Below are 22,031 nucleotides of genomic sequence, written 5' to 3'. Positions count from 1 at the left end.
TGTCTTATTTTGAATTTGGTTTTTTAGTTTAAGTGATAAAAAATAAATTTAAAAAATATGAAAATTTATAAAAAGATGGGCGATTGCTCGCCCATTGAATTAGTTTTTGCGTGTGTTTGCGTCTGGAGTGAAAAGTGGCTTATCAAGAAGTTTGAAGTCACCTATAAATTTCTGACCCTCTTCGCTTGTCGCCCATTTTATAAATTTCTCTGCATTTTCGATGTCAGTTTTAGGGCAGTGTTTTGGATTTACTGCGATTAGAGAGTAGAAGTTTTTAAGGTCGTTGTCGCCCTCATTGATGATGACCATCTCAGGATGACCTTTTTGGTTTGCTTCATATTTAATGTAAGTACCGCGATCAGTAAATGTAACGCCTTTTTGCTCAGCAGCAGCATTTATCGTAGCTAGCATGCCTTGACCTGTTTGCATATACCAGCTATCTTTTTCAGGGACTTCGCCAGCGATCTTTTTCCAGATGCCTTTTTCTTTATTGTCTGTGCCTGATTTGTCGCCACGTGAGAAGAATTTGATACCATCTTTTTTGATAAGCTCAAAGCTTTGTTTGATATCTTTACCTTTAAATTTATCAGCGATTGATTTATCAGCGATAACGACGAAGTCATTATACATTACGGCATTTCTCTTTAAGCCAAAGCCTTTTTCTACAAATTCTTTCTCAACTTTTGGTGAGTGAACAAAAAGTATGTCAGCGTTGCAGTCTTCGCCAAGCTTTAGAGCTGCGCCTGTACCAACAGCTGTCCATTTTATATCAACACCTGTTTTTGCTTTATAAGCTGGATAGATCGCATCAAGCAAGCCAGTGTTGTCTGTACTTGTTGTAGTCGCCATGATTAGTTCATTGTCAGCGCCAAACGCCAAAACTGCGGCTGCTAGTGAGCCTAAAATAATCTTTTTCATTTTTCTCCTTTAAAAAAAATTGTGATATTATAGCACATTTAAAATAATCTTAAGAAATATGCTAGGAAAGAATAATTGGATTTTTTACTTAATGGCTTTACAGAAGCCTTTAATCTACTTTTAAACGGCAACCTTGAAACATATTCAGCTATCAAGGCTACTCTTTACACATCAAGCGTGTCGATACTTCTTGCTGTTGTTGTGGGCTTTCCACTTGGTTTCATGCTTGGCTTTTATGACTTTAGGGGCCGAAAAATTTTACGCCTTCTAAGTGACACGGCTCTTGCCATGCCAACAGTTGCGATCGGTCTTATCTTATACGCATTTATCACTAGAAACGGCCCACTTGGCAGCTTAAATTTACTCTTTACGCTAAAAGCGGTCATGTTAGGTCAGTTTGTGCTTGCCCTTCCTATCATCATCTCGCTTACCGCAAGCGTGGTTGAAAATATGGAGAAAAAGCACTATCTAACTATTCTAAATTTACGCCTAGCGCCGGCAAAGCTAGTTTGCTGTGTGCTTTACGAGCTGCGCTATGCTCTCATGGTAGTTATCGCCACCGCATACGGCAGGATCGTGGCTGAAGTGGGTGTTGCGATGATGATAGGTGGCAACATCAAGTACTTTACTAGAACGATCACCACAGCCGTTTCGCTTGAGACAAACAAGGGCGAATTTGCCATGGGTATAGCGCTTGCCATGGTTTTGATATTCATCGCATTTTTAGTAAATTTAGCGATCTTTGCGCTAAGAAAACTCGACAAATAGGAGCAAATTTTGATAAAGATAAGAAATTTACACCTAAGCTACGGCAAAAGCGAGATCCTAAATATCCCAAGCCTTGATATAAATACTAAAAAGATAACCGCTCTAATGGGTAGCAACGGCAGCGGCAAAAGCACGCTAATACGAGTGCTCTCACGCTTGCAAAGCCCAAATAGCGGCGAAATTTCACTCTGGGGAGAGAGCAAACCAAGCCTTGAAATGTTGCGTAAAATTTCAGTTTTACTGCCTGAACCTGCCCTTTTAAAAAGAAGTGTGAGAGAAAATTTCAAAGCTATTTTAAAAAGTAGAAATTTACTAAGCGAATTTGAGGAGCGAACCAGTGAAGCTCTGGCACTTGTAGGACTTGATGAGAAGTTTTTAAACAAGCGCCACTTTGAGCTAAGCTCTGGACAAACGCAGCGCATCGCATTTGCTTTGGCACTTTCTTTAAGAGTGCCATTTTATCTGCTTGATGAGCCGACAAATAGCGTTGATATCGGCACTTCAAAGCTCTTTAGCAAGGCTATAAATTTGATGCACGAGAAATATGGCTGCGGCTTTGTCATCGCAAGTCACGACGAGAAGTGGCTTAGCATGCTAGCAAACGAGTGCGTCTTCTTACACAAGGGCAAAGTCTGCGAGTTTGAATACAAAAATATCTTTGAGATAGAGGATAGCGTGCTAAGCTTTGGCGATAATGCGAAGCTAAATTTGCCTTCAAATTTTAAAGGTAAAAGCAAGATCACGATCAATCCAAGCAAGATAAAAATTTCTAAAACAGGTGGTGAGGGTCAAATTTCAGGGATTTTGCACTCGGCCTCGCTCTACATGGGCGATGAAAAGCTTTTGAAGGTCAAAGTTGGCGACTTTTTGATCAAAATTTTTAGCCACGATGATGAAATTACAAAGATCGGCGAGCGAGTATTTTTAAAATTTGAAGATGGCTCGATGCTAGCTTTGGAGTAAAATTTAATCCCACTCTTTAAATTTAGCCCAAAAATAAAAATGGATATCAAAAAAGAGCTAAATTTTAATAATCCTGCTAAAAAATCATATCTTACATAAATCCCTAAAAATGGCGTTTTTAAATATGCAATTAAGGCATATTTAAGCTTTTTTTAACTTTTCTAATTTATTTTATTTTAAGCCACATTAATAAGGCAATTAATTGTATAGTTTCAGTGTCGTTAAAAAACTGTTTAAGGAAAAAGGTGAGCACAAAAGAGGAATTTGCAGCTGGCAGAAAACTTTACTACGCTACTTTCTCTAAATTCTTCGTATTTAGTGAAGATGAAAAGAGATTTGATGGCCTTAGTAAAATGCTTGATCTTATCAAAGAATATAGCCTAAACGATGAAGTCTCGCAAGCTGCCACTAATATAAAAAGTAAATTTAATGAAAAAAATCCAGAGAATTTGATCACCGAATTTGATGACATTTTTCACACTCCGCCAAGTCCGCTTCGAAATTCGCTCTCTTTTTACGATGAGGGATATGAAGTGGGTCATGCTTGCGCTGATGTGCGTAAAATTTTGGCTAAGACAAACATCAGAAGAGATGAGAGCAAATTTAAAGAGAATGAAGATAACGTGGGCTTTGTCTTTACGCTTATGAACGAGTTTATCGGTAAATTTGACGAGTGCGAAGAGGAGCTTTTTAAAAATATTATAAATCCAAACATTGATGAGTTTATAGAGAATTTATATGAGCATAAAAATAGTGAAATTTACAAGGATGTGGCCGTTTTGCTAAACGAATTTATCGCGTTTGAGCGCGTGGCACTAAACTCACCAAAACCAGTCAAGATAGACCACAAAAAGAGCGATGGTCTTTCAAGATCTGAAAGCATAAGAAGAGAAAAAAATAGGATAAGAAAACTAAGAACGGAGGGTACATATGCAAAATAGACGCGAATTTCTAAAAAAAGTCGGTCTAGTTGGCGCTGTGGCAGCAAGTGGTGCGGTAGCAGCAAATGCTAATGAAAATTTAAAATCAGGAAAGAGTAAAAAGACCGAAGTGCTTTATAAAAGAAGCAAAAACTGGGAACTTTACTACAAACAAGCAAAATAAAATTTGATAGAAATTTAAGAAAGGATGAAAATGTCTGAAGCTAGATTAAACGCTACGCCAAACAACATCGGCCGTAGATCGTTTTTAAAAATGGCTGCATTAGCAAGTACTTGTGGCGCGGCCGGCTTTGCAGCAAGCAATGTCACAAGAGAAGCAACAGCTCAAGAGATGGCAAACCCATTTCCAGACTCAAAAATAGTAAAAACTGTCTGCACAGTTTGCTCTGTAGGATGCGGAGTGCTAGCAGAGGTAGAAAACGGTGTATGGGTGCGTCAAGAAGTAGCACAAGATCACCCAGTAAGTGCTGGTGGTCACTGCTGTAAAGGAGCAGACGTTATCGATATGGTGCGCTCACACTGCCGTGTAAAATACCCGATGAAAAAAGTTGGTGGCAAGTGGCAACGCATCTCTATGACGCAAGCACTTGACGAGATCGGTGCAAAACTAAAAGCTTACCGCGAGAAAAATCCAGAGCAAGTAATGTTTTTAGGATCAGCAAAAGACTGCAACGAGCAAAGCTACTATATAAGCAAATTCGTTGCGATGTTTGGGACAAACAACCTAGATCACCAAGCACGTCTTTGACACAGCTCTACAGTCGCCGGTGTGGCGAATACTTGGGGTTATGGAGCTATGACAAATCACCTTGGAGATATCCAAAACGCGAAGTCTATTTTTATAATCGGATCAAACCCAGCGGTCAATCACCCAGTTGGCTTTAGACACTTTTTAAAAGCAAAAGAAAAGGGCGCTAAGCTAATAGTAATCGATCCAAGATATACAAGAACAGCGGCAAAGGCTGATTATTTCGCACAAATTCGCCCAGGAACGGATATACCTTTTGTATATGGCATGATGAATCTCATCTTTGAAAATGGCTGGGAGGATAAGAAATTTATTGATGACCGTGTTTATGGTATGGATCTGATTCGTGAAGAGGCTGCAAAATGGACACCAGAAGTCGTTGAAGACGTGACTGGAGTGAGCGCTGCAACTCTTAAAGAGATCACAGAAGTCTATGCTAAAAACCGCCCTGGCTCAGTCGTTTGGGCGATGGGTCTAACTCAGCACACAATAGGTAGCTCAAACACTCGTATAGCTCCGATCTTGCAACTAGTGCTTGGCAACATGGGCGTAAGTGGTGGCGGATGTAACATCCTAAGAGGCCACGACAACGTTCAAGGTGCAACTGATATGGCAAATTTACCAGATAACCTACCTGGTTATTACCCTAAAAATGAAGGAAGCTGGAAATATTTTGCAAAAATGTGGAAGGTTGATTTCGAGTGGCTGCAAAAGAATTTTATCAAGCCTGAGTGGATGTTTAAGCCAGGATTTTCACTTGCACGCTGGTGGGCTGGTACGCTCAATGGTAAAGATGGTAATGATGCGATCGATAATGCAGGAGATAGCCTAAAAGCTCTTGTAGTTATAGGTAACGGCATAACATCTACTGCACAGCAAGCAAAGGTTCAAGAGGGTCTTGATGCACTTGAGTTACTTGTTTGTGTAGATCCGTTTGTAAATGACGCTGCCGTTATAACAAATAAAAAAGATAATGTATATATCATACCTGCTTCAACTCAGTATGAAACTAGCGGCACAGTCGTAGCTACAAACAGAAGTGGTCAATGGAGAAGCCAAGTATGCAAACCACTTTATGAGAGCATACCTGATCATGAATTGTTATTTGAACTAGCTAAACGCATAGGCTTTTATGATGAGCTAACTCGCACTATAAGGGACGCTGACGGCAAGATAGAGTGGCCAGAAGCTGCTACTCACGAGATAGCAAATATTATAAAAACTATAGGTATGACTGGCTGGACACCTGAGCGCCTAAAACGCCACCAAGAGAACTGGGATAAATTTGATGAAGTAACATCTCTTGGCAAGCCTGGCACTCCTGTTGAGGGCGAATACTACGGACTTCCATGGCCATGCTGGACAGAAAATCACCCAGGTAGCCCAATACTTTATGATACACATAAATCAGTTCGCGAAGGCGGAATGGGCTTTAGAAACCGCTTTGGTTTAGAGCACAACGGTGTTAGTCAGCTAGCAGCTGAAGGCTCAGCGCCAGTTGGTTCATCTATAAATGGCGGATATCCTGAGATCAAAAAAGACAATATCGAGAAAATTTTAGGCATCATACTAACTGATGATGAAAAAGCAAGGATCGGAGCTAGCTGGTCAACTGATGATAGTAATATCATAGCAACAAAATGCTTGGAGAAAAACATAGCTCCATATGGCAATGCACGTGCTAGAACTATCGTTTGGACATTTGCTGATCAGATCCCTCAACACAGAGAGCCGATCCACTCACCAAGACCAGATCTAGCCAAGAAGTATCCAAGCTTTAAAGATAAAGCAAAACAATACCGCGTTGATACTAAATTTGAAAGCTTGCAACAAAGTAAAGACTTCTCAAAAGAATTCCCTATCAACCTTATTACAGCTCGTCTCGTAAATTTCAGTGGTGCTGGTATGGAGACGCGTGCTAGTAAGTATCTATCACGCATTACGCCTGAGATGTTTGCTGACATCCACCCAGAGCTAGCGGCTAAACATGGCATTAAAAATTGGGATTTTGTTTGGGTTCATTCACCTGAGGGTACCAAGATCAAGGTTCGTGCAAGGATAGTGCCATCAGTCAAGCCTAATATGATCTTCTTACCATTCCACTGGGCTGGATATATGCAAGGTGTTGATATGACTGGAAATTTCCCAGAAGGAACTTTGCCATTTGCGGTTGGTGAGAGTGCAAATACCGTAACAAACTACGGATATGACATAGTCACTCAAATTCCAGAAACAAAAGGCGGTCTTTGCCGCATAGAAAGGGCATAATATGAGCGCATTTAACGATAACAATAGACTTAAATTTTACTGCGACACAGATAGATGCATTGATTGCAACGGTTGCGCAGTAGCATGTGATGAAGCTCATGAGTTGCCTATCGGCGTTAGAAGACGCCGCGTCGTCACACTAAATGAAGGTATGCCTGGTAAAGAAATTTCAACATCAATCGCATGTATGCACTGCGAAGATGCACCTTGTTCGCTTGTTTGTCCAGTTGATTGCTTTTACATCAGAGCTGATGGCATCGTGCTTCACGATAAAGATATCTGCATAGGCTGCGGATACTGCTTGTATGCTTGCCCATTTGGTGCTCCACAATTCCCTAAAGATGGTGCCTTTGGTGCAAGGGGCGTAATGGATAAATGCACCATGTGTGCAGGCGGTCCGCTACCAACTAATAGCGAAGAAGAGCGCGAAGTATATGGACAAGATAGAATTTCTGAGGGCAAGGTGCCAGTTTGTGCTGCGATGTGCTCTACAAAAGCTCTACTAGTTGGCGAGTCAGATGTGATCGAGAAAATCTACAACGACAGAGTTGCTGCAAGAGGTTATGGCGAAAAAGACCTAAAACAAACTACTGTTTGGAAGATCGCTTACTACGCTGGCGACAGACTAAAACTAAAAGCGTAAATTTATAGGTGCTTTTTGCACCTATAAAATTTGTTATTTTCTCTAATTTTATACTTTAAGAAATATGCCTATTTTGCATATCAAATTTTAATTACAATAACGTTTATTTCGTATCAAAATGCGTTTAAGCTTTTTGCTTTGTTTAAGCAAGTTTTTACTACAATCCAAAATTAAATTTAGCTTTTTGGGCTATCATTTGTGAAAACTTCAAGGAGCAAGATGGAACCGATTTATAAAACGCAGATCATCAAATATAAAGGCGAGCAAAAAGCACAGGTTGATGATATTTTGGTGCGTGAGATCAAGCTTGAAATTTACATAAATGACAAAAAATTTGGTGCCGTTATGGCAACGCCAACGGATCAAAAGGCGCTTGCTGTGGGCTATTTGATCAGCGAAAACGTCATCACAAAGCCAGGAGACATAACAGAAGTTAGGCTCTCAAGCGACGAGCTAAGCGTCTATGTAAGCGCCAAAGTGAACGAAAAGCGCCTAGAGCAGTTTGACGAAGAGAAGGTCATAATAAGTGGCTGCGGCAGAAGCTCAACGGCAAATATCGACCCACAGGCGATGGCGGCAAGAGCCGTAAAGAGCGGGGCTAAATTTAACAAAGATATGATCCTTGCTCAAATGAAGGAGTTCTACACGCAGTGCGAGCTTTATGAGATGACTGGCTGCGTGCATACGGCAAAGCTTTTTGTGAGCGAAGATAAATTTTACATAGGCGAGGATATCGCTCAGCACAACACGATTGACAAAGCCGTTGGCAAGGCCGTTTTAGACGGAGCTAACTTAGCAAATTCATTTTTGATGGTGAGTGGCAGGCTGAGTTCTGAGATGGTCGCAAAGGCTGTTATGCACGGCGTCCCAGCGCTTATCTCAAGGACAGCGCCAACTAGCCTTGGCGTGGTGATCGCTCGTAAATTTGAGCTCACGCTTTGCGGCTTTGCAAGGGGCGAGAATATCAACGTTTATAGTGGTGAAGAGAGAATTTATGAGTAAAAATTTAGAAGAGCTAATAAAACAAACGCTAAATAAAAGCGGCAAACTTGACTGCGGAACGGCTTTTAAGATCGCAAATAAGCTTGGCATAGAAGTCGGCGAAGTAAGCGACGAGGCAACTAGACTTGGCATCAAGATAGACAACTGTGAGCTTGGGCAGTTTGGTGGCTTGGATAAAGACCGCGGTAAATTTACATTGTCACTAAAACTAAAAGAAGTGAGCGACGAAAAGGGCAGAGTTTTTTGCAAAGATGCAAGAGAGATGGCGGCGGCTAACGGCGGGCTAAAGACCATGCGCTCGACACTTAGAGACTACGGCTTTGACGTGAAGTACTGTCAGCTAGGCTGTTTTAAGGAAAAGAAAGGCAAAAAGATGAGAGTAAAGACGAAGACTTGGATAGAAAACGACGAGGGCGAGCTTATATTTGGCAAGGGCAAAACCGAAGTTTTAGACGTTATAGCCGAGGTTGGCTCGATATCAAAGGCAGCTGAAATTTTAGGTATGAACTATAAAAAATGCTGGTCGCATCTGCAAATTTTGCAAAAAAATTTAAAAGAAGATCTCTTTACAACCAAGCAAGGTGGCGGAGATAACGCTGGCACTACGCTAAATGATAGGGCTCATGAGCTCATAAACGCCTATAAACAGCTTCAAAATGACATCGAAGACTACGCAAATAAGCGCTTTAAAGAGCTATTTTTAAAAGAAGACGAGAAGAAAAAGATAAAAAATAAACCAAATTTTTAAAAGGAGAAAAACATGTATGTAAAACTAAACGACAGGACTTATCTAAACAAAGATAAGATCACTAGAATCAAGATCGATAGCGTTCAAGACGGCATTCGTATCCGTTTTTATGAGGGTGCAAACCAAGTTGCTAAGAGCCAAAGATTTGAGAGTGAAGCAAAAGCTAACGAGTGGTTAGAGAAAAACTTCTTAAACAAATAAACAGACGCGAGTGGGCGCCCTGCCCGCTTGTAACCTCACTTTATACAAAATTTCATTATAATCGCGCTTTCAACCAAAAGGAAAATCGTGCCAACTATAGATGAAGTAAGAAAAAATATCATTTTAAAAGATGGAATTTACTATTTTGACTACACGGCCTCAGGCCTTGCCTATGCGCCTATCGAAGATGAAATTTCAAAATTTCTAAAAACCTACGCAAACACTCACTCAGACAGCAGTTCAAGCGCCGTGCTAACACAAAAACGCTACGAAAACGCAAGGGCTGAGCTAAAGGAGCTTTTGGGGCTTGATGAGAGCTTTTATCTAATAGCAACAGGCCAAGGGGCAACGGCTGCGATAAAGAAATTTCAGGAGATAATGGGAATTTATCTGCCACCAACGACAAGAGCCTTGATCGGCGAAGCAAATTTAAGAAGCGTAAATTTACCACTAGTGCTTGTTGGGCCCTATGAGCACCACTCAAACGAGATCAGCTTTCGTGAAGGGCTTTGCGACTGCGAGCGCACCTTGCTTGATGAAAACGGCGAGATAGACTACGTGATGCTTGAGAGGACGCTAAAACTAAACGCAAAAAGAAAGATCATCGCCTGCTTTAGCGCCGCCTCAAACGTCACAGGTGTGAAAACCGACTACAAGAGAATTTACTCGCTCGTTAAGAAATTTGGCGGAGTGGTGGCATTTGACTGCGCAGCGACAAGCTCTCATGAAATTTTAGACGCAGCATACTTTGACGCAGCCTTTTTCTCGCCTCACAAGCTACTTGGTGGAGTTGGGAGTTGTGGGCTTTTGGCGATCAAAAAAGAGCTTTATACAAGCGATATCCCAAGCTTTGCAGGTGGCGGCACCATCGCGCTTGCTACGCCATCAAAGCACCTTTTTATAAAAAATGTCGAGCAGCTTGAAGAGGCTGGCACGCCATCTATCTTGGGGCTGGTGCGAGCAAGCCTAGCTTACAGCCTGCAAGCAAGTGTCGGAGTTGAAAATATCAAAGCACGCGAAGAGGAGCTGGCAAATTTCTTTGAAAAAGAGCTTAGCAGTATCGAAGATATCACCATTTATGGTCCTAAAAATGCAGAAAAACTGCCTATTTTTTCATTTAATGTGCGCGACATTTCGCCTTATGACTTTGCTGCAACGCTTAGTAACAACCACGGCATACAAAGCCGCGCTGGCGTGATGTGTGCTGGACCTTATGCTTTTGATCTGCTTGGGCTTAAAGAGAATAAAATCTTAGAGAAAAAGCCAGGTTTTGTAAGAGTGAGCATGCACTACACGCACACAAAAGAGGATGTGCTCTATCTCATAAACGCTATCAAATCATCTATCAAAAAGCACCGCGAGCTTTGGGGCGAAGAAAAAGCGATGTATGAGATGTTTGGCGGTAAAATTTAGGTTAAATTTATTAGGCTTTGAAATGCTTTTAAACAGCCTCTGCGAAACCAGTTATGTTTTCTAAATTTAAACTGGCTTTACCTATATAAAATTTAGTCGGTCTTAAATAAATTTTAAAAATTTATCATAGCGATGCACAAACCCAACCAAAAACGCACACCCAACCAAACACCTTTGAATTTAACTTGTAACTTTAGTGGTGGTTACAACGTTTGATTTGCCCAAATTTTAATAGCAAGTTTTTTAAAAAATAGGTTTTGAAATTTAAATGCTTTGCTTTAAGTAGCTTATGTAAAATTAGTTTTTAAATTTAAACCTGCCTCATCTACATCAAATTTCATCACTCCAAAATAAAATTTGACTATAAAACCAAAACCTATCATAGCAACACACAAACCCAACCAAATAACTTTAAATTTAACTTGTAAATTTAGTGGTAGATACTATTTTTTGTTAAATCCTGATTTGATCAAATTTTATTAGCAACTTTTTATTATGCGAACACAAAACGCAACCTTTTTTAAATTTAACCAACTTTGCAGAGCAGAGAGTTTTAAAATTTTAAATGAGGCTAGTTATGTAAATTTAATATCCTATGCACTTAAATTTACTAGCTTCAGAGTGGATAAATTTAAGGATTTTTAAATTTAAAAGCCGAAATTTCAAAATTTACTTTGAAATTTCATCTTTTATCTTTTGATAAAGCTCCAAAATTTCATCTTTTTTGATGATAAAACTATTTTTATTTGCGATCAGATAGGCTGAGCTTTGCATGATATCACCAGCTACTTTTAGCCCATTTTGCTTCATGGTTGAGCCAGTCTCGACCACATCGACGATTGCGTCACTTAGCCCAACAAGCGGTGCAAGCTCGATCGAGCCATAAAGCTTGATGATCTTCACGCCAACGGCAAGCTTTGCAAAGTAATTTCTAGTGATATTTGGCATCTTAGTAGCGATCTTTAGCTCAGACCTTGAAAAATCAAGCTCCTCTTCGTTTTTTATGCCGATACAGACCTTGCACTTGCCTATTTGTAGATCAAGCAGCCTCACTACATTTGGTTTATGCTCTTCAAGCACGTCAAGGCCGACCACACCGATATCCGCAGCGCCTTCGGTGACGTATGTTGGTATATCTTGGTTGCGAACCATTAAAAATCTAAAATTTCCCTCTTCAAGGATAAGCTTTCTATCCTCAAACAAAAAACTAGAGCCAAAAATTTTTCTAAAAATTTCAAGTGTATCTTCCGCGATCCTGCCTTTTGGCAAGGCTACTGTTATCATTTTAAAATTTCCTTTTTCTCATCGATTATTTTTTGCATGGCGCGAAAGATCAGCATCTTGTCGCAAATGGCATTTTTAAAAAATTTAGATAAAAAGTCGCCATCTCCGCCAGTAAAATATACTTTTTTGCTGCCTGCAAGCTTTGAAATGAGCGTGATAATGGGCTTTATGATGCCATAACTCACAGCATCGCTCGTCTTTTGAGGCAATGCATCGATGTCGATTTGCGAATTTAGTGTCACATCAAGGCGTGGTGAGATGCTTTTATAGGCATTTAACATGGTTGAGATGCCTGGCAAGATGTAGCCGCCAAGATGAAGTGAGTTTGCCATTATATCAACAGTGATAGCACTTCCAGCATCTACTATAACGCCATCATTTATCATATAGCACCCTGCTTTTCTATCTACTCCAAGACCTTGATAGATCGTATCTATCTCGAAGTAAGGCTCTAAATTTACAAACATTTCGTCACTATCTATCATGCGCAAAATTTCTTCATTTACACAGATGAAATAGACCTTTTCGTTTGGTTTGTAGTTTTTAAATTCACTAACTTTTATGTGTGTGATCTTGCCATTTTGCAAAAAAGAGGCGTTGGTGTTGCCGATATCACACAAAATCATAACAGCTCCAGCCTTGCTCTTTGAAGTAGTTTAGGGACTTTGAGCAAATTTGAGAGTTGTAAAAGATCACACGTTTTTTGATCTTGGTTTGAAATTTATCCTCAAATTTAGTGCAAATTTCATTTATCTCGCCGGCTTCTTTAAGTAAAAGCCTGCTCTTTGCATTTCTTAAAAAAACGATCTCGTAGAAATTTTTTGTATCGACACCAAAAAACGCCTCAAGCGAGCGTTTCTTGGTAAATTCGCTAAGATCAAGCCTTTTTAGATCCCTTAGCAAGATCTTTTTAGCTTCAAAAAGCTCCCAAATTTTCTGGCTCATTGTCCTAGATTAACATACTCGTTATCGTAGTAAAATGCGCCATTACCCATGAAGCTTTTATCTTTTATCTCGTCGCTAAACTCATAAATTTCAGCTCCGCTAAGGTCTAAATTTGTCTTTATAACATAACCTGTTTTTTCGATGACATAGAGCTTATTGTTGATGATAGTTGCCGCTGAGAAGATAGCAAATTTGAAATTTACCTTATTTTGCTCTTTTAGCATGAGGTCTGTTCTTACGATCGTGCCATCTTTTTTAAAGATGTAAATTTCATCGTTATGAACTAGCACGTCTTTGATCTCACCGTCATAATATACTGTCTGGCTTGGGTTGATGACGATTAGTTTTTTGGCTGTTGCTGCGATTAGGTTATCGCCCTCAACGCCTAAAAATATGATGTTGTTAAAGAAATTTTCAGAGCTTACGACAACATCGCGCAAAATTCTACCAGTATCTTTTTGCACGATGTAAATTTTGCCATCAAGTGCTGGATAGACGATGAGTGAGCTCATAAAGTAAGGTGCCACAACTCTTGAATCAACCGCTGCGATATCAGATGAGCTATACTCCATTAGTGTCGTAGCTGTGTTGATATCGATTAGATAGATGTGGTTTGATGCGCTGATGGCTGCAAGTTGGTTTTGATCAAGTGAGGCTGCTACGATCGCAGTTGGAAATTTACCACTATAAACGCTGTGACCGCTAGGATCAGTCACGTTTAGATCGCCATTTATGCTAGCTGAGATGACAAAGCCGTTGTTTTCGTTTAAGAAGTTGAAATTTTCAGGCAAAGTAACACTTTTATTTAGCCCATTTTTCGTGATGATGTTGCCATTATCAAGCGTTGCGCCGTTTGCATTTGCTGATTTGATGTAAGAAGGAAGATCTTTTGATAAAGATATCTCGCCAGAAGTTTGCGCAGGCTCAAAATATTGTCTTTTTGTGCCGCATCCGCTTAGAACTAAAGCCAAGGCAAAAGCCAAGAATAGTGTAAGTTTTTTCATTATTTTATTCCCTGATAGTGTTTTAAATTTTTAACTAAAGTTTGTAGTTGTGAGTCAAGTGCGATCTTGTCAAATTCTACATTTGCCTCTTTGATTTTATTTTGTTTTAAAAGCTCAAAACCTTTTAAAAGCGCGTTATATTCGCTTAAAATTTGAGTATTAGCGTCGCCAGTTTGTGAAAGAATGATATCTTTTACGATCGGATTTATTTTTAAATTTGCAAGCTCGCTAATGCCCTTTGTATCGTTTTTATCAAGCATTTGTCCAAGTGAAAAAAGCGCATATAAGCTTGGCTCTTTCTCCTTTAAAACATTTAAAGCGCTTGCGTCATTTGGATTTAAGATAAGCTTTGAATAGGCTAAATTTGCCTCCTCAACTCTGTTGTCGTTTAAAACCTTACTAGCGTAAAATCCGATGAGTGCGACGATAGCTGCCACGCATAGCACGATCAACAAAGTTTTGTATTTCCTAAAAAAACGCTCTCCCTTGATCATACTCTCAAGAAACTGCTCCTGGGCGTCGATCTCTTTTTTTATCTCGGTTAAGTCTTCTTTTATAGCCAACGTTTTTCCTTGCTTTTGAAAAATTTTAATTCGCAGATTTTAGCATAATTAAATTAAAAGTAGCCCAAAATTAAAGCTTGAATGTGATATAATGCCTCAAAATCAATTAAAAGGTTGCTTAATAATGCAAATAGACGACACTCTCTTAAATAAACTAGAAAAACTCTCAGCATTACAAATTAATGATGAAAAAAGAGAAGAGATCAAGAAGCAATTAAGTGAAATCGTATCTTTTGTCGATGTTTTAAACGAGCTTGATCTAAGCAGCGATGAGGCTGTAGTTAGCTCTATAAAAGGTGGCACTCCATTAAGAGAAGATGAGCCACATTTAAGTGATGTTGTCGATGAAATTTTAAAGCACGCCCCTTCACGCGAGGGACACTTCTTTGCCGTGCCAAAGATCATAGAGTAAAATATGGATCTAATTGAACAACTAAGAGCGCAAAACTCGGACGCTCAAGCCAAAGCATCAGAGAGCAATCTCTCTGGTGATATCCAAACGCTTCTAAAAACCGTTGTTTTTAATAAAGCCAGTGACCTCCACCTGGTCTCAAGGTCTGAACCTCAGATAAGGATAGATGGCACTTTAAGGCCACTTGAATTTGGCGTGCTAAGCGGCAAAGATATAGAAAATTTATGCTACGCTCTAATCACAGACGCCCAAAAGAGCGAGCTTGAAAACAATAAAGAGCTTGACTTTGCTATTGAGCTTCCAAATATCGGACGCTTTCGTGGTAACTACTACTACACGATGAATGGTGATCTAGCCGCAGCTTTTCGTATCATACCTATCGACATCCCTTCGCTTGATGATCTAAATGCACCACAAATTTTTAAATATATCATCAAACGAGAAAAAGGCCTTATCCTGGTTACTGGACCAACAGGCAGTGGTAAATCAACAACGCTTGCTGCGATGCTTAATGAGATAAATTTAAATTATAGAAAGCACATCATCACCGTTGAGGACCCAGTCGAGTTTGTACATAACAACAAAAAAGCCCTATTTTCACATAGAAATATCGGCACCGACACACACTCTTACTCAAAGGCGCTAAAATTTGCACTTCGTGAAGACCCAGATATCATACTTGTGGGCGAGATGAGGGATAGAGAGACGATCTCTACGGCTATTACAGCAGCTGAGACTGGACACCTAGTCTTTGGCACTCTTCACACAAACTCAGCCATACAAACTATAAATAGGATCGTTGATAGCTTCGATGGAAGCGAGCAGCTTCAAGTAAGAAATATGCTTAGCGTTTCCCTAACTGCTGTCATCTCACAAAGTCTGATACCAAAAATAGGCGGCGGAAGGTGCGCTGTGCATGAAATTTTGATAAATAACATGGCGATATCAAACTTGATACGCGAAAACAAAGTGCATCAAATTTACTCTCAAATGCAGCTAAATCAGCAACAAACTGGCATGAGCACGCAGACTCAAGCCCTGATGAAAGCGCTAAAAGAGGGCATGATCACAAAAGAAAACGCGCTAGCCTACTCAACTAGCCAGCAAGAACTTCAAAATTTAATAGGAACTGTATGATGGATTTAGTAACTTGGTTTGACATTATCGTCATCGCCCTTGTCCTGATACTTGGTGTAAAAGGCATAATAAACGGGCTTATAAAAGAGACTTTTGGACTTATCGGGCTAATAGGTGGTCTAGTTGTCGCTAGTAGATTTTCAGATGTAGCTGAAAGCTTCATAAGCAAAAATATCTATAAATTTGAAAATCCTTCATTTTTACAATTTGTCGCATTTATCGGACTTTGGCTAGTTTTTTGGCTAGTTTGTCTGCTAGTTGGCAAATTTTTATCAAAGATAGTTTCAGTAAGCGGACTTGGGTTTTTAGACAGGCTTGGTGGATTTGTCATGGGAAGTGGCAAAATTTTCCTCACATTTTCAGCAGTCGTTGCCGTAATGTCAGGCACTTCGCTAAATAAAATGATCGAGCCATACTTTACAAACAGCAAGGTCTATCCGCTTCTACTTGAAACTGGTAGATGGATAACAAATATCGATGTGAAAAACATCAAAAATGAGCTAGATGAGATGGTAGTAAGACCAAAGGATACAAACAAGAGTGATGCATTTATTTCAATGGATGCAAATGCGAGCACAAACACCGACACAAACGTCACTAAAGGGGAGTGAGATGATAGAGAATTTAGAATACGATGCCTTGCTTGAGAAATTTAAAAGAGTTCTTCGCGACAACGGTTTAAAATATACAAAACAGCGTGAAATTTTACTAAAAACGCTTTATAACAACGACGAACACTTTACGCCAGAGAGGCTATATCTTTTTATAAAAGAGACCTACCCTGAGCTAAATATCGGCATCGCAACTGTTTATAGGACGCTAAATTTACTTGAAGAATCAGAGATGGTAACATCTATCAGCTTTGGCTCACAAGGCAAGAAATTTGAGCTTGCCACAAAGCCACACCACGACCACATGATATGCAGAAAGTGCGGTCTTATCATAGAATTTGAAGATCCTATGATAGAAAAAAGGCAGATAAGCATCGCAAAAGAGCATGGCTTTAAACTAACTGGTCACATGATGCAGCTTTATGGAATTTGCGAAAAATGTTCAAAAAATAATATAAAGGGAAAGTAAGGTGATATTTGACAACCAACACGAAATTCAAAGATTAGAAAGCATAGATGAGCTTAGAAATTTAGGCATAAATCCATATCCACATTTTCTTAGAAGAGATATGAATATCTCTAAATTTAGACTTAAATTTAACTATATAAAAGATACAGAAGAGAAAAAAGCAGAGGGGCAGCTAGTTGGCCTTGCAGGCAGGATAAAGCTGATCCGCGACGCCGGTAAAGCGGTCTTTGCAAACATCGAAGACGAAAATGGAAATTTACAAATTTATTTTAGCAACAAGACGCTTGATCCAGAGTGGTTTAAAATCGTTAAAAAATATGTAGAAATAGGCGATATCGTCTATGTTAGAGGCTACGCTTTTATAACAAAAACTGGCGAATTTTCAATGCATGTAAATGAGCTTAGCTTAGCTACAAAATCGATAAGTCCGCTTCCAGAGAAGTACCACGGGCTAGTTGATGTTGAGACAAGATACCGCCAAAGATATCTTGATATGATAATGAACCCTGAAGTTAGGGCTGATTTTAAAAAGCGCTCGGTGATTATAAGCACGATTAGAAGATTTTTTGAAGAAAAGGGCTTTTTAGAGGTTGAAACTCCGATGCTGCACCCAATAGCTGGTGGCGCAAATGCAAAACCATTTGTGACATTTCACAACGCCCTTGGAGTTGAGAGATACCTAAGAATCGCTCCTGAGCTATATCTAAAACGCCTTGTAGTTGGTGGTTTTGAAGCTGTTTATGAAATGAATAGAAACTTTAGAAACGAGGGCATGGATCTAACTCACAACCCTGAATTTACAAGCATAGAGTTTTACTGGGCATATCACAACTACCACGATCTAATGGGCATCACAGAGGATTTATTTAATGTCATTTTAGAAAAACTTGGCATGGAGAAAGTGATAAATTTTGATGGCATGGAAATTGATTTTAGCAAGCCATTTAAACGCATAAGCTATAAAAAAGCCTTAGTTGAGATAGGCGGACTTGCTGAAGATGTCGTAAGCGATAAAGATAAAATTTTAGCAAAACTAAGAGCTGATGGCTTTGAGGCAAACGAGAAGCTTGACCTTGGCCACTTACAGGCTGAACTCTTTGACAACTACGTGGAGAGCAAGCTCATCCACCCAACTTTTGTCATCGACTATCCGATCTCTATTAGTCCACTTTCAAGAAGAAGCGACACAAATCCTGATGTGGCAGAGAGATTTGAGCTATTTATCGCTGGTCGTGAGCTAGCAAATGGCTTTAACGAGCTAAATGATCCAATTGATCAATACAACCGCTTTAAAGCGCAAATCGACGCTAAAAACGCAGGCGATGACGAGGCTCACGAGATGGATGAAGACTATGTAAAAGCCCTAGGATACGGCATGCCACCAGTTGCAGGCGAAGGCATAGGCATAGATAGACTTGTGATGCTTCTAACAGATAAAAAATCAATCCGCGACGTTGTTCTCTTCCCAGCGATGAGACCACTAAAAACTGAGACAAAGGAGAATGAAAAATGAGTTTGCAAAGCTACGATAAAGAAATTTTTGACCTAGTAAATTTAGAGCTAAAACGCCAGTGCGACCACCTAGAGATGATCGCTAGTGAAAATTTCACATATCCAGATGTTATGGAGGTGATGGGCTCAATCCTAACAAACAAATACGCTGAGGGCTACCCTGGTAAGAGATATTATGGTGGCTGTGAATTTGTCGATGAGATCGAGCAAATCGCGATCGATAGATGTAAAGAGCTCTTTGGATGCGAATTTGCAAACGTTCAACCAAACTCAGGCTCTCAGGCAAACCAAGGCGTTTATGGTGCTTTGCTTAATCCAGGCGATAAAATTTTAGGTATGGATCTAAGTCACGGCGGACACCTAACTCACGGCGCAAAGGTAAGCAGCTCTGGCAAGATGTATGAGAGCTTTTTCTACGGCGTAGAGCTTGATGGTCGCATAAACTACGATAGAGTTATGGATATCGCAAAGATAGTAAAACCAAAAATGATCGTTTGTGGCGCTAGCGCATACACAAGAGAGATTGAATTTAAGAAATTTAGAGAGATAGCTGACGCTGTTGGCGCGATACTCTTTGCAGACGTTGCTCACATCGCTGGTCTTGTAGTAGCCGGTGAGCATCAAAATCCTTTCCCACACTGCGACGTCGTAAGTTCAACTACGCATAAAACCCTAAGAGGCCCAAGAGGTGGCATCATCATGACAAACAACGAAGAGTACGCTAAAAAGATAAACTCTTCTATCTTCCCAGGCATCCAGGGCGGCCCACTAGTTCATGTCATCGCTGCAAAGGCAGTTGGCTTTAAGCACAACCTTAGCCCTGAGTGGAAAATTTACGCTAAACAAGTAAAAGCAAACGCTAAAAAACTTGGCGAAGTGCTAATAAGCAGAGGCTTTGAACTAGTAAGTGGCGGCACTGATAACCACCTGATATTAATGAGCTTCCTAAACCGCGAATTTAGCGGAAAAGACGCTGATATCGCTCTTGGAAATGCTGGTATAACTGTAAATAAAAACACAGTTCCAGGCGAGACAAGAAGTCCGTTTATAACAAGCGGCATACGTGTAGGCAGCCCAGCTCTTACAGCTCGTGGTATGAAAGAGGCTGAGTTTGAGCTAATAGCAAACAAGATCGCTGACGTTCTAAGTGACATCAACAACACCTCTTTGCAAGAGAAGATAAAAGCCAAACTAGTCGATCTTGCTCATAAATTTATAATCTACGATAAAGCGACATTTTGATGCAAAGTATTGATACATCTCTTATAAAGATAATAACGACCCACTACTACATCAAACGTGACACGATCGTCAATAAGATAGAGTACAAGGGTAAAATTTTCTTTGATAAATTTGAAAAGATCAACGAACCACTAACTTATAGTGTCATGAAAGAGCATGAGGAGGGAAAAGCTATAATCGCCCACTCGCTAATCAATGCAAGTGACAAGGTCGAAAATATAGTCTTTGACTACAACGGCAGAACTCCGGATAGGTTTTGGCATAGAGCGCAGCTTCTTTTAAGAGAAGAAGGCTTTATAAATTTCACAGCCTACGAGACCAAGACGCCGGGACATTTGCACCTTTATGTGCATAAAGGTCACACTACGCTAAATGAAGCTTGCATGCTTGCAAATATGCTAAGCACAAAGCTCTCACAAAAGTTAGCCAAAGAGTGGAGAATGTTCCCAAATCAAGATATGCCAAAAGAATTTAACATCCTAACTTTGCCATATAACCTCTATCAAAAAGAGCGTGGAGCAAGTTGGTCAAAATATATGTAAGGAGAAATAATGGAAAACGAAGAGTTAAAAGATATACTTTTAGAAAAAGATGATGATGCAAAGGGCGCAAAACTAAAGAAACTTCTTATGTTTATAGCGGCACTAGTTGTGCTTTTTATAGTTATTATCGTAGCCATGAAGCTTATAAACTCAAGCGACTCAGCACAAGCACAAAATGAAGCCGACTCAAGACTAGTTCTGCCTCCAGTGCCAGCAGAGCAGCCAGTCGATACGCAGGTACCTGCACAAGATACAAATTCAGATGTTAAAAAAGGCGATACACAGCTTTTCGAGCAAGTGCCTATCGTGCCTGAAAACAAGCAACAAGATGATTTTGAAGATATGATCAAAAAGCTAAAAGATAAAGAAGGCGCAAAATCAGCTCCTAAAACTGAAGAGCCAAAAGAGGTAGTAAAAGCTGTTGAAAAACCAGCTGAAGCACCTAAAAAAGCTGAGACAAAGGTAGAGGCTCCAGCTAAAAAAGCTGAAACAAAAAGCGAAGCTAAAGCAGATAAAAAGCCTGAAACAAAGCCAGCTAAAACTGAGGCAAAAACTGAGAAGAAAGCTGAAACTAAAGCTGAGAAAAAACCTGAAACAAAGGTAGAGAAAAAGACTGAAACTCCTGCAAAAGCAGAAAAAGCTGAGAAAAAAGCTGAAGCTCCAGCAAAAGCTGAGAGCGTCGCAAAAGGCTCTTATGTTCAAGTATTTGCAACTAGCAAATTTAACCCAAATGCCGAATATATGAAAAAAATAGCAGCCAAAGGATATAGCTACAAGACTATAAAAGCTGGCGAGCTAACTAAAATTTTAGTTGGTCCATTTGATGAAAAATCACTTCAAAAAGCTATAAACGATATCAGAAAAGATGTCAATAAAGACGCTTTTGTCTTTAGAGCAAAATGAAAACATTTGCAGTTTTTGGAGATCCGATAGCTCACTCGGTATCTCCAAGACTACACAACAAAGCCCTTCGTGATCTAGGCTTAGACGCCCTTTACACGAGGGTTTTGCTAAAAGACGGCAACGAGCTAATCAACAAATTTAGATCCCTAAAACTAAACGGCGCAAATGTCACACTCCCACATAAAGAATTTGCTCTAAATTTAGCCGATGAGGCCTCAGAGGTAGCCCAAAAAATAGGCTCTGCAAACACTTTGGTGCTAAAAAATGAGAAAATTTATGCCTACAACACTGACGCGCCTGGCTTTTTAAAAGCGATATCAAATTTTAAAGAGGCAAAAAGCGCCATCATCCTTGGAGCTGGAGGCACCGCAAATGCCCTAGCCTACGCACTTAGATCGCAAAACATAGATGTTTGCATACTAAATAGAAGCAAGGCAAGACTTGATAAATTTAAAGATCGCTACGAGTGCTTTAGCTGGGATGATTATAAAGAGCATAAATTTGATCTAGTGGTAAACTCGACCTCGGCAGGGCTAAAAGATGATCTTTTGCCAGCACCAAAAGAGATTTTAGATGGCATTTTAAAAAGCTCTAAATTTGCATTTGATGTTATTTACGGCAAGCAAACGCCATTTTTAAAAGAGGCAAAAAGGCAAAATCTAGCATGTAAAGACGGAGCTGATATGCTCTTGTATCAAGCGGTTTTAGCGTTAAATTTATTTTATAATGGCAGCCTCGATGAGAAAAAGATAGAAATTTCTATGCGAGAGGCTCTTAGTTTATAGAGCTCTTGC

General features: G+C 39.8%; 25 protein-coding genes. 19 read left to right on the top strand and 6 right to left on the bottom strand.

From position 1 onward, the window contains the following. Positions 1 to 99 precede the first annotated feature (99 nt). A complete protein-coding gene (gene tupA / locus CVS91_RS04765) occupies positions 100 to 918 on the bottom strand; it encodes a tungstate ABC transporter substrate-binding protein TupA (RefSeq protein ID WP_002941321.1) in 819 nt (272 codons plus the stop codon). A gap of 75 nt (positions 919 to 993) precedes the next feature. Between tupA and tupB the strand changes: the two genes are divergently transcribed. From tupB to CVS91_RS04715, 10 genes are all read left to right on the top strand, one after another. Continuing rightward, positions 994 to 1,686 carry a tungstate ABC transporter permease TupB gene (tupB, locus tag CVS91_RS04760; protein ID WP_107830661.1) on the top strand — a complete coding sequence of 231 codons (693 nt, stop codon included), beginning with the start codon at positions 994 to 996 and terminating at the stop codon, positions 1,684 to 1,686. A gap of 9 nt (positions 1,687 to 1,695) precedes the next feature. Next, positions 1,696 to 2,649 (top strand): tungstate ABC transporter ATP-binding protein TupC, encoded by a 954-nt coding sequence (tupC, locus tag CVS91_RS04755; protein WP_107830659.1) that lies wholly within the window; start codon positions 1,696 to 1,698, stop codon positions 2,647 to 2,649. A 245-nt stretch (positions 2,650 to 2,894) separates the two neighbouring features. Further along, on the top strand, positions 2,895 to 3,590 hold the full coding sequence (locus CVS91_RS04750) for a molecular chaperone (protein WP_107796917.1): 696 nt from the start codon (positions 2,895 to 2,897) through the stop codon (positions 3,588 to 3,590). Beyond that, positions 3,580 to 3,753, top strand: coding sequence for a twin-arginine translocation signal domain-containing protein (locus CVS91_RS04745; RefSeq protein WP_002941238.1), 174 nt, complete (start codon positions 3,580 to 3,582; stop codon positions 3,751 to 3,753). Before CVS91_RS04750 ends, CVS91_RS04745 begins: the two co-directional genes overlap by 11 nt. A gap of 30 nt (positions 3,754 to 3,783) precedes the next feature. Next, positions 3,784 to 6,606 (top strand): formate dehydrogenase subunit alpha, encoded by a 2,823-nt coding sequence (locus CVS91_RS04740; RefSeq protein WP_107830657.1) that lies wholly within the window; start codon positions 3,784 to 3,786, stop codon positions 6,604 to 6,606. 1 nt (position 6,607) lies between these two features. Continuing rightward, positions 6,608 to 7,249: a formate dehydrogenase FDH3 subunit beta gene (gene fdh3B / locus CVS91_RS04735; protein WP_021087450.1), complete on the top strand. Its 642-nt coding sequence runs from the start codon at positions 6,608 to 6,610 to the stop codon at positions 7,247 to 7,249. A 219-nt stretch (positions 7,250 to 7,468) separates the two neighbouring features. Beyond that, a complete protein-coding gene (gene fdhD, locus CVS91_RS04730) occupies positions 7,469 to 8,251 on the top strand; it encodes a formate dehydrogenase accessory sulfurtransferase FdhD (protein WP_107830655.1) in 783 nt (260 codons plus the stop codon). Then, a complete protein-coding gene (locus tag CVS91_RS04725; protein ID WP_107830653.1) occupies positions 8,244 to 8,999 on the top strand; it encodes a winged helix-turn-helix domain-containing protein in 756 nt (251 codons plus the stop codon). Before fdhD ends, CVS91_RS04725 begins: the two co-directional genes overlap by 8 nt. 12 nt (positions 9,000 to 9,011) lie before the next feature. Beyond that, positions 9,012 to 9,200 (top strand): hypothetical protein, encoded by a 189-nt coding sequence (locus CVS91_RS04720; RefSeq protein ID WP_002941192.1) that lies wholly within the window; start codon positions 9,012 to 9,014, stop codon positions 9,198 to 9,200. An 87-nt stretch (positions 9,201 to 9,287) separates the two neighbouring features. After that, positions 9,288 to 10,613, top strand: coding sequence for an aminotransferase class V-fold PLP-dependent enzyme (locus CVS91_RS04715; RefSeq protein WP_107830651.1), 1,326 nt, complete (start codon positions 9,288 to 9,290; stop codon positions 10,611 to 10,613). Positions 10,614 to 11,282: 669 nt separating this feature from the next. On the opposite strand, the gene hisG is transcribed toward CVS91_RS04715, so the two are convergent. Genes hisG through CVS91_RS04690 form a run of 5 tightly spaced genes read right to left on the bottom strand, consistent with a single transcriptional unit; the run spans position 11,283 to position 14,409 of the window. Then, positions 11,283 to 11,897 carry an ATP phosphoribosyltransferase gene (gene hisG, locus CVS91_RS04710; protein WP_107830649.1) on the bottom strand — a complete coding sequence of 205 codons (615 nt, stop codon included), beginning with the start codon at positions 11,895 to 11,897 and terminating at the stop codon, positions 11,283 to 11,285. Further along, positions 11,894 to 12,523, bottom strand: a complete 630-nt coding sequence (locus CVS91_RS04705) for a type III pantothenate kinase (protein WP_107830647.1) — start codon at positions 12,521 to 12,523, stop codon at positions 11,894 to 11,896. Before CVS91_RS04705 ends, hisG begins: the two co-directional genes overlap by 4 nt. Beyond that, on the bottom strand, positions 12,510 to 12,842 hold the full coding sequence (locus tag CVS91_RS04700) for a hypothetical protein (RefSeq protein ID WP_107830645.1): 333 nt from the start codon (positions 12,840 to 12,842) through the stop codon (positions 12,510 to 12,512). The genes CVS91_RS04705 and CVS91_RS04700 overlap by 14 nt, the downstream gene beginning before the upstream one ends. Further along, positions 12,839 to 13,846, bottom strand: coding sequence for an L-seryl-tRNA selenium transferase (locus tag CVS91_RS04695; RefSeq protein ID WP_103589950.1), 1,008 nt, complete (start codon positions 13,844 to 13,846; stop codon positions 12,839 to 12,841). The genes CVS91_RS04700 and CVS91_RS04695 overlap by 4 nt, the downstream gene beginning before the upstream one ends. Beyond that, positions 13,846 to 14,409 (bottom strand): hypothetical protein, encoded by a 564-nt coding sequence (locus CVS91_RS04690; protein ID WP_107830643.1) that lies wholly within the window; start codon positions 14,407 to 14,409, stop codon positions 13,846 to 13,848. The genes CVS91_RS04695 and CVS91_RS04690 overlap by 1 nt, the downstream gene beginning before the upstream one ends. A 124-nt stretch (positions 14,410 to 14,533) precedes the next feature. Between CVS91_RS04690 and gatC the strand changes: the two genes are divergently transcribed. The 9 genes from gatC to CVS91_RS04645 are packed head-to-tail and all read left to right on the top strand — an operon-like array spanning position 14,534 to position 22,022. Next, positions 14,534 to 14,821, top strand: coding sequence for an Asp-tRNA(Asn)/Glu-tRNA(Gln) amidotransferase subunit GatC (gatC, locus tag CVS91_RS04685; protein ID WP_021085025.1), 288 nt, complete (start codon positions 14,534 to 14,536; stop codon positions 14,819 to 14,821). 3 nt (positions 14,822 to 14,824) lie between these two features. Beyond that, on the top strand, positions 14,825 to 15,958 hold the full coding sequence (locus CVS91_RS04680; protein ID WP_107830641.1) for a type IV pilus twitching motility protein PilT: 1,134 nt from the start codon (positions 14,825 to 14,827) through the stop codon (positions 15,956 to 15,958). After that, entirely contained in the window at positions 15,958 to 16,569 is a 612-nt protein-coding gene (locus CVS91_RS04675; RefSeq protein ID WP_103642469.1) for a CvpA family protein, read from the top strand. The genes CVS91_RS04680 and CVS91_RS04675 overlap by 1 nt, the downstream gene beginning before the upstream one ends. A gap of 1 nt (position 16,570) precedes the next feature. Beyond that, positions 16,571 to 17,038 carry a Fur family transcriptional regulator gene (locus tag CVS91_RS04670; protein WP_002941362.1) on the top strand — a complete coding sequence of 156 codons (468 nt, stop codon included), beginning with the start codon at positions 16,571 to 16,573 and terminating at the stop codon, positions 17,036 to 17,038. 4 nt (positions 17,039 to 17,042) lie between these two features. Next, on the top strand, positions 17,043 to 18,551 hold the full coding sequence (gene lysS / locus CVS91_RS04665; protein ID WP_234409671.1) for a lysine--tRNA ligase: 1,509 nt from the start codon (positions 17,043 to 17,045) through the stop codon (positions 18,549 to 18,551). After that, on the top strand, positions 18,548 to 19,792 hold the full coding sequence (locus tag CVS91_RS04660; RefSeq protein ID WP_107830637.1) for a serine hydroxymethyltransferase: 1,245 nt from the start codon (positions 18,548 to 18,550) through the stop codon (positions 19,790 to 19,792). The genes lysS and CVS91_RS04660 overlap by 4 nt, the downstream gene beginning before the upstream one ends. Then, on the top strand, positions 19,792 to 20,334 hold the full coding sequence (locus CVS91_RS04655) for a DUF1882 domain-containing protein (protein ID WP_021087453.1): 543 nt from the start codon (positions 19,792 to 19,794) through the stop codon (positions 20,332 to 20,334). The genes CVS91_RS04660 and CVS91_RS04655 overlap by 1 nt, the downstream gene beginning before the upstream one ends. A 9-nt stretch (positions 20,335 to 20,343) precedes the next feature. Next, positions 20,344 to 21,237, top strand: coding sequence for an SPOR domain-containing protein (locus CVS91_RS04650; RefSeq protein ID WP_107830635.1), 894 nt, complete (start codon positions 20,344 to 20,346; stop codon positions 21,235 to 21,237). Continuing rightward, positions 21,234 to 22,022 carry a shikimate dehydrogenase gene (locus CVS91_RS04645; protein ID WP_107830632.1) on the top strand — a complete coding sequence of 263 codons (789 nt, stop codon included), beginning with the start codon at positions 21,234 to 21,236 and terminating at the stop codon, positions 22,020 to 22,022. Before CVS91_RS04650 ends, CVS91_RS04645 begins: the two co-directional genes overlap by 4 nt. Positions 22,023 to 22,031 lie beyond the last annotated feature (9 nt).

This window comes from Campylobacter concisus (genome assembly GCF_003048985.1).
GTDB lineage: Bacteria > Campylobacterota > Campylobacteria > Campylobacterales > Campylobacteraceae > Campylobacter_A > Campylobacter_A concisus_AY.
The sequence above is the reverse complement of the archived record's forward strand: the minus strand, read 5'-3'. Positions and strand labels throughout refer to the sequence as shown.

What these genes read in the sequence shown, in the direction of transcription:
- tupA (WP_002941321.1), bottom strand. Translation starts at nt 918, where the DNA reads ATGAAAAAGATTATTTTAGGCTCACTAGCAGCCGCAGTTTTGGCGTTT.
- CVS91_RS04745 (WP_002941238.1), top strand. Translation starts at nt 3,580, where the DNA reads ATGCAAAATAGACGCGAATTTCTAAAAAAAGTCGGTCTAGTTGGCGCT.
- fdh3B (WP_021087450.1), top strand. Translation starts at nt 6,608, where the DNA reads ATGAGCGCATTTAACGATAACAATAGACTTAAATTTTACTGCGACACA.
- fdhD (WP_107830655.1), top strand. Translation starts at nt 7,469, where the DNA reads ATGGAACCGATTTATAAAACGCAGATCATCAAATATAAAGGCGAGCAA.
- CVS91_RS04725 (WP_107830653.1), top strand. Translation starts at nt 8,244, where the DNA reads ATGAGTAAAAATTTAGAAGAGCTAATAAAACAAACGCTAAATAAAAGC.
- CVS91_RS04720 (WP_002941192.1), top strand. Translation starts at nt 9,012, where the DNA reads ATGTATGTAAAACTAAACGACAGGACTTATCTAAACAAAGATAAGATC.
- hisG (WP_107830649.1), bottom strand. Translation starts at nt 11,897, where the DNA reads ATGATAACAGTAGCCTTGCCAAAAGGCAGGATCGCGGAAGATACACTT.
- CVS91_RS04705 (WP_107830647.1), bottom strand. Translation starts at nt 12,523, where the DNA reads ATGATTTTGTGTGATATCGGCAACACCAACGCCTCTTTTTTGCAAAAT.
- CVS91_RS04700 (WP_107830645.1), bottom strand. Translation starts at nt 12,842, where the DNA reads ATGAGCCAGAAAATTTGGGAGCTTTTTGAAGCTAAAAAGATCTTGCTA.
- CVS91_RS04695 (WP_103589950.1), bottom strand. Translation starts at nt 13,846, where the DNA reads ATGAAAAAACTTACACTATTCTTGGCTTTTGCCTTGGCTTTAGTTCTA.
- gatC (WP_021085025.1), top strand. Translation starts at nt 14,534, where the DNA reads ATGCAAATAGACGACACTCTCTTAAATAAACTAGAAAAACTCTCAGCA.
- CVS91_RS04680 (WP_107830641.1), top strand. Translation starts at nt 14,825, where the DNA reads ATGGATCTAATTGAACAACTAAGAGCGCAAAACTCGGACGCTCAAGCC.
- CVS91_RS04675 (WP_103642469.1), top strand. Translation starts at nt 15,958, where the DNA reads ATGGATTTAGTAACTTGGTTTGACATTATCGTCATCGCCCTTGTCCTG.
- CVS91_RS04670 (WP_002941362.1), top strand. Translation starts at nt 16,571, where the DNA reads ATGATAGAGAATTTAGAATACGATGCCTTGCTTGAGAAATTTAAAAGA.
- CVS91_RS04660 (WP_107830637.1), top strand. Translation starts at nt 18,548, where the DNA reads ATGAGTTTGCAAAGCTACGATAAAGAAATTTTTGACCTAGTAAATTTA.
- CVS91_RS04655 (WP_021087453.1), top strand. Translation starts at nt 19,792, where the DNA reads ATGCAAAGTATTGATACATCTCTTATAAAGATAATAACGACCCACTAC.
- CVS91_RS04650 (WP_107830635.1), top strand. Translation starts at nt 20,344, where the DNA reads ATGGAAAACGAAGAGTTAAAAGATATACTTTTAGAAAAAGATGATGAT.
- CVS91_RS04645 (WP_107830632.1), top strand. Translation starts at nt 21,234, where the DNA reads ATGAAAACATTTGCAGTTTTTGGAGATCCGATAGCTCACTCGGTATCT.